13 protein-coding genes are annotated in these 15,015 nt (G+C 37.3%); 7 read left to right on the forward strand and 6 right to left on the reverse strand.

Annotated features, from left to right (window positions below; genetic code table 11):
* Positions 1 to 13 precede the first annotated feature (13 nt).
* The gene (locus LF20184_RS10115; RefSeq protein WP_010018608.1) at positions 14 to 883 is read left to right on the forward strand and encodes an aldo/keto reductase; all 870 of its coding nucleotides are present in this window, start codon (positions 14 to 16) and stop codon (positions 881 to 883) included.
* Positions 884 to 919: 36 nt separating this feature from the next.
* On the opposite strand, the gene LF20184_RS10120 is transcribed toward LF20184_RS10115, so the two are convergent.
* Together LF20184_RS10120 and LF20184_RS10125 are read right to left on the reverse strand one after the other, a co-directional pair.
* Positions 920 to 2,245, reverse strand: coding sequence for an aspartate kinase (locus LF20184_RS10120; RefSeq protein ID WP_010018607.1), 1,326 nt, complete (start codon positions 2,243 to 2,245; stop codon positions 920 to 922).
* Positions 2,245 to 3,417 (reverse strand): homoserine dehydrogenase, encoded by a 1,173-nt coding sequence (locus LF20184_RS10125; protein ID WP_010018606.1) that lies wholly within the window; start codon positions 3,415 to 3,417, stop codon positions 2,245 to 2,247. The genes LF20184_RS10120 and LF20184_RS10125 overlap by 1 nt, the downstream gene beginning before the upstream one ends.
* 109 nt (positions 3,418 to 3,526) lie before the next feature.
* Here LF20184_RS10125 and thrC point away from each other — a divergent pair, with 109 nt between their 5' ends.
* Both thrC and thrB read left to right on the forward strand, forming a co-directional pair.
* Complete coding sequence (thrC, locus tag LF20184_RS10130) at positions 3,527 to 5,017, forward strand: threonine synthase (protein ID WP_010018604.1); 1,491 nt, start codon at positions 3,527 to 3,529, stop codon at positions 5,015 to 5,017.
* The gene (gene thrB, locus LF20184_RS10135; protein WP_010018602.1) at positions 5,004 to 5,885 is read left to right on the forward strand and encodes a homoserine kinase; all 882 of its coding nucleotides are present in this window, start codon (positions 5,004 to 5,006) and stop codon (positions 5,883 to 5,885) included. The genes thrC and thrB overlap by 14 nt, the downstream gene beginning before the upstream one ends.
* Here the strand turns inward: thrB and LF20184_RS10140 are convergent.
* Positions 5,882 to 6,730, reverse strand: a complete 849-nt coding sequence (locus tag LF20184_RS10140) for an AraC family transcriptional regulator (protein WP_010018600.1) — start codon at positions 6,728 to 6,730, stop codon at positions 5,882 to 5,884. The two genes, thrB and LF20184_RS10140, sit on opposite strands and share 4 nt — an antisense overlap.
* Before the next feature lie 130 nt (positions 6,731 to 6,860).
* Here LF20184_RS10140 and LF20184_RS10145 point away from each other — a divergent pair, with 130 nt between their 5' ends.
* From LF20184_RS10145 to LF20184_RS10160, 4 genes are all read left to right on the forward strand, one after another.
* The gene (locus LF20184_RS10145; RefSeq protein ID WP_010018599.1) at positions 6,861 to 7,658 is read left to right on the forward strand and encodes an alpha/beta hydrolase; all 798 of its coding nucleotides are present in this window, start codon (positions 6,861 to 6,863) and stop codon (positions 7,656 to 7,658) included.
* Positions 7,659 to 7,670: 12 nt separating this feature from the next.
* Complete coding sequence (locus tag LF20184_RS10150) at positions 7,671 to 9,086, forward strand: PTS transporter subunit EIIC (RefSeq protein WP_010018598.1); 1,416 nt, start codon at positions 7,671 to 7,673, stop codon at positions 9,084 to 9,086.
* 76 nt (positions 9,087 to 9,162) lie between these two features.
* Positions 9,163 to 9,915, forward strand: coding sequence for a DeoR/GlpR family DNA-binding transcription regulator (locus LF20184_RS10155; protein ID WP_010018596.1), 753 nt, complete (start codon positions 9,163 to 9,165; stop codon positions 9,913 to 9,915).
* A 12-nt stretch (positions 9,916 to 9,927) separates the two neighbouring features.
* Entirely contained in the window at positions 9,928 to 10,554 is a 627-nt protein-coding gene (locus LF20184_RS10160) for an HAD family hydrolase (RefSeq protein WP_010018595.1), read from the forward strand.
* Positions 10,555 to 10,582: 28 nt separating this feature from the next.
* On the opposite strand, the gene LF20184_RS10165 is transcribed toward LF20184_RS10160, so the two are convergent.
* The 3 genes from LF20184_RS10165 to LF20184_RS10175 form a co-directional block, all read right to left on the reverse strand.
* Positions 10,583 to 11,968: a flavocytochrome c gene (locus LF20184_RS10165; protein WP_010018593.1), complete on the reverse strand. Its 1,386-nt coding sequence runs from the start codon at positions 11,966 to 11,968 to the stop codon at positions 10,583 to 10,585.
* Positions 11,958 to 13,355 carry a class II fumarate hydratase gene (locus LF20184_RS10170; RefSeq protein ID WP_010018592.1) on the reverse strand — a complete coding sequence of 466 codons (1,398 nt, stop codon included), beginning with the start codon at positions 13,353 to 13,355 and terminating at the stop codon, positions 11,958 to 11,960. Before LF20184_RS10170 ends, LF20184_RS10165 begins: the two co-directional genes overlap by 11 nt.
* 110 nt (positions 13,356 to 13,465) lie before the next feature.
* Entirely contained in the window at positions 13,466 to 14,995 is a 1,530-nt protein-coding gene (locus LF20184_RS10175; protein WP_010018590.1) for a YfcC family protein, read from the reverse strand.
* Positions 14,996 to 15,015: the final 20 nt, after the last annotated feature.

Below are 15,015 nucleotides of genomic sequence, written 5' to 3' on the forward strand. Positions count from 1 at the left end.
AGGAGGTAAATTTATGGCAACAAATATTCCTTATATTGAATTAAGCAATGGCGTAATGATTCCCCAAGTAGGTCTAGGAGTTTTCAGAATGTCAGACGACGAAGTTTTGAACAGTGTTAAATGGGCCATCCAAAGTGGCTACCGTCATATCGACACTGCTAGTTTCTATGACAACGAATCAGCTGTCGGGCAAGCTATCAAAGAAAGTGGCATTGATAGAAAATATCTATTCATTACTACTAAAATTTGGAACGACGTTAGAGGATATGATGCAACAATTGCTCAATTTAACAGTTCTCTACAAAAATTGGGTCTAGATTACTTGGATCTTTATTTGATTCACTGGCCAGCTGAAGGCTTTGAAGAAAACTGGCGTGCGATGGAAGACCTTTACAAACAAGGTAAAGTTAGAGCTATTGGTGTTTCTAACTTCAAGGCTCACCACATCGAACAATTAATGGAAAAAGCTACGATTGCCCCTATGGTCGACCAAATTGAGACTCACCCTTATTTACAAGAAACTGATCTTCACGAATACTTACAAGAAAAGCACATTGCTCACGAGTCATGGAGTCCTTTAGGTGGTGGCCTAAACAAAGTTATCGATGATCCTGTGATCAAAGAAATTGCACAGAACCATCACAAGACACCTGCTCAAATCGTTTTAAAATGGCACATTCAACGTGGTGAAATAATCATCCCTAAGTCAACGCATGAAAGTCGTATCAAAGAAAATATCGATCTTTTCGATTATCACTTTGATTTAACGCCTGAAGAGATGGAACAAATCAAGAAATTAGACAGCGATAAACGAGTTGGAGCTGATCCTGACGACAAAGAATTTTTAGCCAACTCAATCACTTATTCAACTCAAAATCATTAAAAAAAAGTTCTCAAGGATGATCCTTGAGAACTTTTTTTATGCAGAAATTTTTTGAGCAATAGAATTAATCGATTCATGATAAATTTTTTCAATTGTTTTTTCGTAATCTTCATTATTAACACCGAAAACTACTTTAATATCGCTGCCATCTTGAAAGACAAACTTCACTTTAATTAAACTTTCATCTAAGTAATTGAGGATTCTACCTGCAATAGCTGGACGACTGCTTAATTTCAACGAAACGGCAGCTACCAAAGCAATATTTTCACGAACGTTAACAGCATCAACGCCACAATTAGATTTTAATTCCTGAATGATCAATTTTAATTTATCGCCAACGTCACCACGCTGACACAAGAAACTAAATCCATCGTTTCCTGAAGGAGTTGAATCAATTGAAATATGTTGCTTTTGAAAAACTGCCAGTACCTTTTGCAACACTTCCAGATGCTTGCTCAAACGATATTTCTTAATAGTAATGACAATATAATTTTTCTTGCCGGCAATTCCAGTTACGATGTTGTTATTTAAATGCTTCTCTTTACTTACTACTAAAGTTCCACCGGCACTAGGACAATTAGTATTGAGGATCTCTGTTGGAATATTTTTTTGACGTACTGGGCGCACAGCTTCTTCTTGAAAAACACCGACACCCATGTATGACAACTCTTGTAATTCCTCATAAGTTAAAACGTCGATTTTCTTTGAATGATCAACGATTCGAGGATCTGCCATCAAGATTCCTGACACATCAGTCCAGTTCTCATACAATTGAGCATCGACTAAGTTAGCCAAAATAGCACCAGTAATGTCGCTACCACCTCTAGGCATTAGATGAATCGAGCCATCTTCGTTGCTGCCATAAAAACCAGGAACTAAAATATTTTGATGTTTTTGTAAAATTGTTAATAGTTTTTGACGAGATAGTTCGTAGTTTAAATTATCACCATCAAAAATCAAAATATCCTTAGCATCGACGAAATAATAACCTAAGAATTCAGCCATCATCTTACCTGTCAAATATTCACCACGAGAAATCAAATAATCATGTGAACAACCATTTAAATGCTTAGCAACTTCATTTAAATCTGCTTCAATATCAAGCTTTAGATTTAAATCATCTCTAATTTTTAAAATCCGTGAACTAATCTTTGAGAATAATTTAGAAAAATCGTCGCCATCATTAATAGCTCGTTCCATTTCTATTAAAAGATCAGTTACTTTAATTCTTTCACTAGCACTCTTACCAGCGGCACTGACAACAACTATTTGTCTATCAGGATCTGCCTCAATTATTTGTTTAACTTTTCTAAACTGATTAGCATCAGCAACTGAACTTCCTCCAAATTTTGCAACTTTCATTAGGCAACCTCCTGATCTGGAAGGCTTACCATAAAGGCCGCCTTATCTTCTTGCAAGACCAATTTCATTAGTTTGTGCATCATACCAACCGGAATCTGATGAACAACTAGATATGAACCTTCTTTTGAGACTTGATAGTTTTTAAACAACTCACTGACATTAACTTTTGTTCGCAAGAGATAATCACCTTTAGTTAAATCTGGACAATATTCCATTCGCTTATCAAAGTCACGTTTCAAATGACTCTTTCTTTCCTTAACATCCAAAATGTCTTGAACGATTGCATTGGCAGTTGGCAACATTCCTGCTCCTTGACCGAAGAAGTCGAGCTTGCCAATTGTTTCTCCATTTAAAGAAATCAAATTGTAATTGTCTGGAGTATTAGCTTCCAAAGTCTGGTCTAAAAATAATGCTGGTTCAACTACATAATCGAATTTGTTATCTTTTTGATGTGAACGACCAATCAACTTGACTGCTAGACCACGTTTTTGGAAATACTTCACGTCTTCACAAGTAATATTTCTAATTCCAAAGATAGGTAGTTTTTGATGATTTTTGATATCAATATCGTAGGCAATGTCAGCGCTGATGCACAGCTTGTTGGCAATATCGTAACCATCAATATCAGCACTTGGATCAGCTTCCGCATAGCCTAATTTTTGAGCTTCTTTAAGCACTTCAACAAATGGTTGGCCCTTTTTACTCATCTGATCGAGAATAAAATTGCTTGTACCGTTGAAGATACCAGAAATCGAATTAACGTTGTCGATTCGCAAGGCCTTTTCCAATCCTTGAATCCAAGGAATACCGCCACCAACTGATGCTTCAAAGTAAAATTTCACATGATTTCTTTCGGCTGCTTCTGTAAATTCTTTTAAATAAATAGCTACGACAGCTTTATTAGCTGTAATAACGTTCTTTCCATGATTTAAGGCTGCCAAAATATATTCATGAGCTGGTTCAATACCACCCATCACTTCTACAACTACATCGACATCCTTATCAGTTAATATTTCTGACATGTCATCTGTCATCTCGGGCATTGTCCGAATTTTATTTTTCCTAATCAAAATGTGACTTACAGAGAGGTTTTGGGTTTGCATATTGGCCTTCTTAACTATTTCATATACGCCTTTTCCTACTGTACCAAATCCTAAGATTGCAATTTTCATAGGTTTAACCTCCTGTTTTCTTTTATTTGTGTCTATTAACAATAAACACTTGTTTTTAATTTATGAACAGTCTACTATATAGATATTCGAAAAGCAAGGAGTTATGATTATGAATAAAAATTATACAAGTACACGCGACAATCAGGTGCAACTACCTGCCAAAGCAGCAATTAGAAAAGGATTCTCTGATGATGGTGGGCTCTTCGTCTATCCAGAACTATCCAAATTAAAAGTAGAATTAAGTCAATTGGTACATAAAAATTATCAAGAAATCGCCAAAATTATTTTGATGAAATTATTACCTGACTTTTCAGAAATACAAATTGAAGAATGCATTAAGAATGCCTACAATCATAGCTTTGACACCTCCCTTATAACTCCTATTAAACAAGTCGATAATTTTAACGTTTTGGAACTATTTCACGGACCAACGAGTGCTTTCAAGGATATTGGTCTACAAATGTTGCCACAATTAATGAAACAAGTTTTAACACCAGAACAAAGAGTCATGATTTTAACAGCTACGAGTGGCGACACTGGTAAGGCTGCTCTTGAAGGTTTTAAAAATCTCGAAAAAATGGGTATCACAGTCTTTTATCCACATGATGGCGTCAGCAAGATCCAACAATTACAAATGCAAACTACTAATGGCAATAATACAGAAATCACAGCTATTAAAGGAAACTTCGACGATGCTCAAAGCAATGTCAAAAAGATTTTCAACGACCAAAGTTTCAAACAAAAGTTGGGTGAAAATATCAGTCTCTCAAGTGCCAATTCCATCAATATTGGCCGTCTGATCCCGCAAGTCGTTTATTATTTTGCTTCATATATACAGTTAGTAACAAAAGAGCAAATAAAATTAGGCGACCAAGTTAATTTCACTGTTCCAACTGGTAACTTCGGTGATGTCTTAGCTGGATACTACGCTAAACAAATGGGACTACCTGTCAAAAAATTTATCGTCGCTAGCAATGAAAACAATGTCTTAACAAAATTTTTCCAAACTGGTATTTATGACCGTAATCGTCCATTTCTAAAGACTTTTGCTCCAAGTATGGATATTCAAATTTCTAGTAATTTTGAAAGACTGCTCTATTACAAGTCTGGTGAAGATACACAATACGTTAAGCAATTAATGGATCAATTAGAAAATGTCGGCAAGTATCAAGTTAAGCCAGAAGTTTTGGCTGAAATTCAAAAAGACTTTTACTGTGGATACAGCACTGATGAAGAAATCAAGCAGTCCATCGAACAAGTTTATGAACAAGATAACTATTTAATGGACCCTCACACTGCAGTCGGCTATAAGGTCATGCGTGACTATCAAGAAAACGACTCTAAAACACCAATGATCCTACTCAGTACGGCCAGTCCTTATAAATTCACACACGTAGTTGCAGAGGCCATTCTCAAACAAAAAATTGATGATGATTTTGATGCTATGCAAGCTATTAACAAAAAAACGAATTTACCAATTCCTAAAAATCTCGCTGAGGTTTGGAATTTACCAGTTCTGCATGATGATGTGATCGATAAAGATAAAATGGAAGACTACATCCAACAGAAAGTCGAGGCTGATTTTTATGATAAGAATTAAAGTCCCTGCTACAAGCGCCAATCTAGGTGTCGGCTTTGACTGCATGGGTTTGGCCGTTTCTCTCTATTCAACGATTGACTTTGAACAAAGCTCTCAAAAATTGATCATAAATGGCTGTGATGAACAGTTTCAAAATGAACAAAACTTAATTTATCAAGCTTTTGTCCGCGGTTGCCAATTTCTCAATCAACCAATTCCCAACGTAAAAATCACTATCGACAATCACGTTCCTGTTTCTCGTGGATTAGGAAGTTCAGCTGTTTGTATCGTTGGTGGCTTGATGGGAGCTAACTTGTGGTTTGATTCTCCCCTAAATAAAGAAGAGATCTTGACTCTAGCAACTGAAATGGAAGGTCATCCCGACAACGTTGCTCCCGCTATTTTAGGAAACTTGAACGTTTCCTTTACTGACAGCTTGGAAAATATCCAAAATGTAGCTTTTAAAGTTTCATCGGACTTATTTTTTGTGGCTTTAATTCCCAATTATCAACTCAGTACCAAAAAAGCTCGTCAAGTCCTCCCCAAATCGATGGACTATCAAACAGTCAGTTACCAAGTTGGACATGCCGTAGCCCTCTCCAAGGCTTTAGAAACTGGCGATTTACAATTGATTCGTCAAGCTATTATCGATAAAATGCATGAACCCTTCCGTAGCAAATTGATTCCTGACTATTCAGCTGTTAAATCCATCTGTGAAAAGGACGGTGGCGTTCTTTATATCAGTGGTAGTGGTTCAACTTTAATGGCAATTGCTTCCAACCTCAACGATGCTCAAAAAATTATCGATGAAACAAAAAAGAGCTTCCCAAATTGGGAAACTCATTTATTATCTGTTGACACTAAGGGTGCTAGTGGCGTTTTGATTTAAGTGATACTTTGCAATTTCTTACGATACTCCAAAGGAGTTTGGCGATATCTAGCTTTGAAAGCAGCATAAAAACTCTTTTCATCGGGAAAGCCAGTTTGTAAAGCCACCTCACTCAATTTATCATCACTAGTTTCAATCATTTCCGCCGCTTTTTGAACTCGCAATAAAGTCAAATATTTCTTTGGCGAAATACCTAAATAACGTTTAAATAATTTCGAAAAATAAGCATAACTATAATTATAATTTTTAGCCATATCTGATAATTGAATTTCATTTTGATATTGTTGTTGGAAATCATCTATCACTTGGGCAATTATTGGTGGTATTTGGTGTTGCAGTTCTTGGTCGACGGCAAAGTTTTTTACTAAGACGCTGATCAATTCTACCGACATCGACAACTGATGCAAATGATTATCCTCACTAGTATCGAGGCATTGATAATCTTTGATATTATTTATTAAACCTACTAACTCCCTGAAGGCAGCCATTTGGCTGTCTTTTTTTGGTTGCTTAATTAAGTCAAAACTCTTGTTACGAACCGTCTTGGGTAAGCAATGACGTAACCAATCATAATTGATCAGCAAAGTAACTATCTTTTGACTCTTAGTAATCTGAGTATCGAATCCATGAATCAAACGAGAATTAATTACATAAACATCCCCTTGTTCTAATTGATACGTCTGATCCTCAATGAACATAGTTCCGGGATTTCCTTTAGCAACATAGGTAATTTCGATTGCCTCATGCCAATGTGGGACAACGTACTTTTTTCCAATCGGCCGATGATAAATACATTTGACGGGATTCACATAATCAAATTCCAGTATCTCCATTGGTGTAGCCATATTTTTCACTCCTAGACAAAAAATGGTAGTTATTTAAGCAAATATAAACTGATTAGTTAAATTGTAAGCGTATACAATAGGTCTTGTCAATGAGATTCATTTAAATAACAAAAAAGCAAAGGAGCAAAAAATGGCACATTTAAAAATCAATTATTTTTCTAATGCCCTACTCAAAGATTGCCAAATGGATGTCTTATTACCCCAAACAACCAACGACACTACTTGGGATAAAAATCTTTTAAACGATCTTCCTGTAATTTATTTACTCCACGGCATGAGCGACGACAACACTTCTTGGTTACGTAAAACCCGTCTTGAACGTTTACTCAAAAATACTGCCGTTGCTGTCGTTATGCCCAACGCTGATTTAAGTTGGTATGCCAATACTAATTACGGTTTGGACTACTACACCGACATTGCTGAAGAATTGCCGAAGGTCGTACATGAATTCTTCCCACAAATCTCTAGCAAACGAGAAAAAAATTTCATTATGGGAGCTTCAATGGGTGGCTATGGTGCTTACAAAATAGCTCTCTCTACTAACCAATTTAGCCACGCTGCTGCCTTATCTGGAGCATTTTATCCCGATGGACAAAATAAGATTCTTGAAAGCTTTCGTCCTAAAGAATATTGGAATGGTATCTTCGAAAGAAAGAACTTCGATAACTCCCAAAATAATCTCATGCACTTGGCCAAACAAAAGCTTGCTTGTACCGAAGACGTTCCTAAATTATATGACTGGTGTGGCAAACAAGACTTCCTCTATCAAGATAACCAAAAATTCATTAGTGAATTGTCACAAATCGGCATTCAAGTTAACGCCAACTTTACTAATGGCAAGCACGATTGGTACTACTGGGACAAGTTCTTGGAAGATATCTTAAATTGGTTGCCAATCGATTACTTACCCGAAGAAAGACTATGTTAAAGGAGAAAAATTATGGATTATTCAGCTGATGCTAAACAAATTATCAAACACGTCGGCGGCGATGAAAATATCAACACTTTGATTCACTGCATGACAAGACTGCGTTTCACGTTAAAAGATGAATCAAAAGCCGACACTAAAGCCTTAGAAGATATGGATGTTACTATCAAGGTTATGAAAGCTCAAGGTCAATATCAAGTTGTCATTGGCAATAAAGTAACCGACGTCTTCAACGCCATTTTAGATGTTCTACCTCGTCTCAATACTGAAGATGCTCCTAAAGATGTCGTTGAAAAAGTAGCTGATGAAGGTTTTGGTGCAAAAATCAAGCACGGCTACGATGAATTTATCGGTATTTTAACTGCTTCTATGATGCCAATCATCGGTGTTTTAGCTGGCTCTGGTATCACCAAAGGTATCTTAGCCGGTTTAGTCAGTGCTGGAGTTTTAAGTGACAAAGCCGGAATCTACTTATTGATCAATACAATGGCCGATACGATTTTTTACTTCTTGCCGGTTATCTTAGGTTTTACCGCTGCCAAGAAACTCGGTTCTGACCCTATCGCTATGGCGGTTATCGGTGCTTTTCTAATTCACCCTAATATTATTGGTATTGCCGGAAACAAAGTTCCAGAAATCGGATTATTCGGTGACTTCGCTGTTAAAATCATGAACTATTCCGGATCAGTCTTTCCAATCATCGTAGCTGCCTGGTTAGGTAAATACGTTGAAAAATATCTCAAAAAAGCCATTCCTGAAATGATTCAAGGAATCTTCGTTCCTATTATTGAAATTATTGTTTTATCATTCGTTCTATTATTAGCAGTTGCTCCAATCATCACTGTTTTGAGTAAAGGTTTGGCAGATGGAATTTCTGGTTTATTAGCTTTTAACGGTATTATCGGCGGTGCTATCTACGGCGCCTTCTATCCAATCTTAGTAGTCTTTGGTCTGCATTGGCCTTTGATTCCAATTGTTATCAATGATTTAGCTGTTAACGGCCAAAGCGTTATCTGTGCTCTAACTTCTATTACTGCTATGGGAATTGCTGGTGCAGTTTTTGCAGTAGCTATCAAAACTAAGAAAAAGAAATTCGAAGCTCTTGGCTATTCAGCCGGTGTTTCTGCTCTTTGCGGAATTTCTGAACCATCGCTTTACGGAATTCTTCTAAAATACAAGAAAGTCTTCTACATGACAATGATTGGCAATGCTATCGGTGGTGCTGTTGCTGGTGGAATGAACTTAGTGATTTATGGATTTACTGGCAGTTTGATTGGTTTTCCTTCATTCATCAATCCTAAAGGCGGAATCGATGCTAACTTCACAGCTTACATAATCTCTCATTTGATTGCCTTTGGCGCTGCTTTTGTCCTCACTTACCTCTTCGGTTACAACGACAAGATGCAATCAAGTGATCAAGAAGCTTAATATTGTGTTTTAAGTTAAAATAAGTTACTATAAATTAAATACTTATAGTAACTTATTTTTTTTAGGTGGTAAACATATGCAAAAAGAACGACTAGAACTAATTATGAAAACTCTCCAAGAAAAACAATCCTTATCTCTTAAAGAAATCATCGATCTAACTAATACTTCTAGGGACACTGCTCGTCGTGACATCGTCAAATTAGCTGATAATGACTTGATAGAACGAAGTTACGGTGGCATCAGCTTACCCAACACTTTTAAAAAACTCGATAACTACTTAAAACGTAATGATCAACATGTTACTGACAAACAAAAATTAGCTAAAAAAGCCGCTGTCTTTGCTAACCAAGCTAATCAAATTTATTTAGACGTTTCTACAACCGTTAGCTTTTTATCGAGATATATCACTAAAAAAGATTTGTTTGCTGTCACTAATTCCTTGGACATTGCTGACCAATTGATTCGTTTTGCCCCTTGTAAATCACGAATCTTAGGCGGTAATTTGGACCCCGAGAAGCGTTGTGTCGTCGGAACTAAACCTTGTCTTGATATAGAAAATTATTCATTCGACTATGCTTTTCTCAGCTGTGTTGGAATCGACGAACAAGGGGTTTATTATGCTTACGAAGATGATCTTGATTATAAGGCGAAAATTCGTAAACAATCCAAGAAAGTCGTTCTTTTGCTAGATCATAGCAAAGTAAACGTTCAACACAATTTCAAAGCTCTCAAACTAAATCAGATTGATTATATTATTATGAATGGCGAATTACCCCAAAAGCTCGAAAATAAATTAATCAAATCTAAAACGCAGATGATTTACATTTAGGAGGATTCCATTATGAAAAGTACAATTTTATTCGACGTTGACGGCACTTTGATTGATACTGAAAAAACGATTATCAAATCTTTCCAAAAGACACTGTCCGACACTTATGGCATTACACGTAAAGCTGAAGAACTCTTTTATGTCCTAGGGATACCTGGTACTAAAGCGGTCGAAAGATACGTGCATTCAGAAGCTGAAAGCCAGAAGTTACTAGCCGACTGGACTGAAAATGATCACGCTATGTTCCACTATTCTGAAGTTTTTAATGGCATCGAACAGGCTTTAGAACAACTACAACGACAAAATATTAAACTTGGTATTGTTACCTCAAGAACTGACGCTGAAATGCAAGTCGTGATAGACAATTTTGACATCGGCAAATACTTCGATATCTTCATCACCGCTTCCAAGACTAAATTACACAAACCCAATCCTGACCCTATCTTAAAAGCCATGGAAATTTTAAACTTATTACCTCAAGAGACTATGTATGTTGGTGATTCGATTTATGACTTTCAATGTGCCAAGAATGCTGGTATCGAATTTGGTTTAGCCAGTTGGGGTGCTAAAGAGAATCCTGAATTTGCAAAAGTTGACTATCACCTAAAAACACCGCTTGATCTTACTAGATTAGTTTAAAAAAAGCTGACCGTTTTGGTCAGCTTTTTTAGTGGAGATACTTATAAACTTGTTGTCCAGCTTGTCTACCAAAGACTACTGTTTCGGCGATTGAATTGCCACCGATTCGATTATTACCGTGTAAACCACCAGCAATTTCACCAGCCGCAAATAGTCCTTTGATAACCTTATTATCTGTATTCAATACTTGAGTCTTATCGTTGATCTTCAAGCCACCCATCGTATAGTGAACAGCTGGCGCAATATGAATAGCAAAGAATGGCCCATCAGAAATATCGCGTTCCATACCCGTTGTACGATTAAATTCTGAGTCTTGTTGAGCTTTAACCGCTTGATTCCAATTAGCGACTGTTTTTTCTAATTCATTTGCATCGACTTTAATTTCAGCAGCTAATTGCGACAAAGTTTGACCTGTTTTTACTAAGCCAACGTGATCATAAAATTCAATTGCTTTGACCCGCTTGCGAATATCGGTATCAAAGATCAAGTATGCTCCAGTTCCACCTAAGTCGTCGATAGCTTGAGTGACATTCTTTCTAGTATCCAATTCGTTAACGAAACGAGTTCCGTTATTATTAACTAAAATAGCTCCTTCGCCACGAACAGCTTCACCAATCAAATATGCATGAGGAGTATCTTGTTGAACAGTTGGATGGACTTGAACTTGTTCCATATCGACCAATTGAGCACCTAACTTTTGAGCTAACTTAATTCCATCCCCAGTAGCACCGGGTTGATTAGTTGTTCTCAAATTAAGCAAGTCAGAACGATATTGTGCTAAGAGATCTTTCCCAGCTCCAAAACCACCAGTTGCTAAAATCACCGCTGAAGTTTTAATCTCGATTTCACGGTCTGATTCAGCTTTGATACCAGTAACTTGACCATTGTCAGATAAAATATCAGTCACTTTAACATTATCAAACAGAGGAATTTGGTATTTTTCAACGTATTTCAACAATTCAGTAACTAGATAGCCACCAATTGGCATCAAACTGCTAGGTCGGTGAGTTCGCATAGTTTTCATTCCACCAGTGATCGTCAAATCATCGAGTTTTAACCCGTGTTGATCTAACCAATCGATTGCTAGAGCTCCATGTTCTGTGAAGAATTTCAAAAGTTCAGGATTATTTTGTTTGCCACCACCGATAAAAGTTTCATCATAGAATTCTTGAAAGCTATCAACGATGTGATGATTCAATTGGACGAAAGTCTCAGCAGCGTTCATTCCTGAAGAAGCTCGATTAGTATTGCCACCGATTTTGTCCATTTTTTCTAAAATCACTGGCGAAAGTCCTAATTCATAAGCTTGAATGGCACTCGTCAAACCTGCCCCACCGGAACCTACGATTACAACATCGTAGTGATCTTTTAGTTCGTCAATCTTATTAGGTTTAAAAATAAATTTATTCGCCATCTTTTTTCTCCTCAATATTTGTCATATCAATTGGCACGACCCACTGATCGAATTGTTCTGCGGTAACTAATTTAGACTTAATAGCAGCTTCTCGTAAAGTCGTTCCTTCTCTTTGAGCTAGTTGGGCAATTTCAGCACTGTGGTGATAACCAATGTGTGGCGACAAAGCCGTAACTGTCATCAATGATTGGTCGACTAATTCTTCCATGCGAGTTTCATTGACTGTCAGACCAGCAATCATTTTATCTGCAAAACCAGTCATCGTTCCAGTCAACAAATCAGCTGATTCTAAGAAGGTACTGATCAAAACTGGCTTATAAACATTCATTTCAAAGTTACCTTGACTAGCAGCTAAATCAATTGTGACATCATTTCCCATAACTTTGACTGCCGCCATCGTAATAGCTTCAGCTTGGGTAGGGTTGACCTTTCCTGGCATGATTGAAGAGCCTGGTTCATTAGCCGGAATATTCAATTCGCCGTAACCAGAACGTGGACCACTGGCCAAAAATCTGACATCATTAGCAATCTTCAATAGATCACTTGCCAAAGTTTTGATTGCCCCGTGAACGACGTTTAAACCAGAATGTGCAGCCAAACCGAAGAATTTATTCGTATCAGCAGTAAATTCAAAATCGTAAACTATACTCATTTGTTCGGCAATCTTCTCGGCAAAACCGGGAGCAGCATTCAAACCAGTTCCCACAGCTGTCCCACCCATTGCCAATTCGCCAAGGGTCTTTTTGAGTGTTTGTAAATAATCCAAATCGTGTTGTAACATCGACACCCAACCACTAACTTCTTGTCCAAAAGTCAAAGGCGTAGCATCTTGTAAATGTGTTCGACCAATCTTGACTACGTGCCAATACTTAGCTTGCTTCTTTTGCAATTCTTCAATCAAATGTTTCAAAGAATCAATTAACTTTTCAACTGCCATAGCTGCCGTAATATTCATTGCTGTAGGAAAAATATCATTGGAACTTTGTCCATGGTTAACATCATCGTTGGGCAAAATTTCTAATTGAGGATTGATATTTTGAGCAACATGACTAACGACTTCATTCACGTTCATGTTCGTCTGCGTACCAGAACCTGTTTGATAAACCACTAATGGAAAGTCCTTGCGTAAATTACTATCATCGAGTTTCAATAGTTGATCAATTGCAGCAACAATCAAATCAGCTTTGTCCCCAGCAATCGCACCAACTTCTTTATTGGCAACAGCTGCTGCTTTTTTTATCTGCAATAATGCTTTAATAATTTCTAACGGCATCTTACTTCCCGTGGAAAAGTTATTGCAACTACGTTGTGTTTGAGCTCCCCAGAGTGCACTTTTTGGAATCTTAACTGCTCCTAAAGTATCTTCTTCAATTCGATATTCTGACATCTTTTTCCTCCAAGCAAAATTGTTACTCTAATTATAACGAAAAGATGCTCTTAAACAAATAACTCGCAAAAACGCACTGATCACAGCTGCATTTTTGCGAGTTAATTTTTTTACAATAAAACACCGACACTTAAGAATACTAAAATCAAAACAACTATCATAATCAGCAATTTCGTAACGAATTTGATCCACTTATCGAAACCAACTTTAACCATTGATAACGATACTAAAATCAATCCTGTTGGCGCAATCAAACCAATCAAACCTTGTCCCCAGTTATAAGCATTGATGATCAAAGCACGATCAATTCCCACAACATCGGCTAAAGGAGCCATGATTGGCATAGAAAGTACTGCCAAACCTGAAGATGATTGAATAAAGAACCCTAAAACGATATAAACAAAGAACAAAACGCAGATGAATAAGACGCTGTTCATGCCACTAATCTTGTTGCTGAAGTAATTCATGATCGTATCGCTGACATAACTGTTTTCCATAACGATACCAACAGATCTTGCTAAACCAACTGTCAGAGCAACTCCTAATAAGTCTCCGGCTCCGGAAACGAAACTATCGACGAACTTGGACTCTTTGAGACCAGCTGTAAAAATCAGCAAGTAAGTTACGGCTAGGAAAACAACCGCAATTTCGGTGAAGTACCAGCCTAACTGTTGAACACCATAAATCATCACGACGAATCCTAAAGCAAAAATAATCAATGACAATTTCTGACGAGCTGTGAAGTCACTCTTTTCGGATAAGTCTAAATCGCCTAAGAAACGATCTTTATCTTCTTGAGCTTGATCAGCAACTAATGATTTCGATGGATCTTTTCTAACTTTTTCAGCGTATCTAATTGTGTAAATAATCGAGATACCAATTGCACAAACCCACATCAAGGCTCTCATTGGCAAGCCATCCGTGAAGTTGATCCCGGCAGCATTAGAAGCAATAACGGTTGAGAACGGATTAATCGTCGAACTCATCGAACCAATTGCCGTACCTAAGTAAACTGCCGCTACTGCCGTTAAGGTATCGTACCCCGCCAGTAAGAAAATTGGAATCAAAATAGGATAAAAGGCAATCGTTTCTTCGGCCATACCAAAGGTCGTTCCACCTAGACCAATCAAGGAAGTAACGATTACGATCAACCACTTTTGTTTTCCTTTTAGTTTTTCAGAAAGTCGCATCATCCCTGAATCCATTGCTCCAGTGGCATTGACGACTCCGATAACCCCACCAAGAATCAAGACGAAGACAATGATATCAACACTGTCAACGATACCTTGTACTTGCGAGGTTAAGAATTGATTAATAGTTCCAAAGACCCCACGCTTAGGTTTCTTAATTTGATGGTAAGTATTTGGAATTGCTGCCGGACGATAGATCGTACCGTCCTTGAATTTGGAAACATTGATCTTAATCTTATAATTATCCAATGTTTTCTGTGTTGCCGGCTTCTTGATTGTCTTCCCTGAAGCCTCAGTAATAACAAACTTGTCCAAGCCTGAATTATATTCCAACGTGCTGTACTTTCCCGAAGGAATAAAGAATGTCAGAGCTTGAACTAAAATTAGAACAATAACGATAACAGTATACGCAGACGGAAAACTATGTTTTTTCTTCTTCGCACCAGCCATGATATGTCCCCTCTTTCCCC

This window comes from Companilactobacillus farciminis KCTC 3681 = DSM 20184 (assembly GCF_002706745.1).
Classification (GTDB): domain Bacteria; phylum Bacillota; class Bacilli; order Lactobacillales; family Lactobacillaceae; genus Companilactobacillus; species Companilactobacillus farciminis.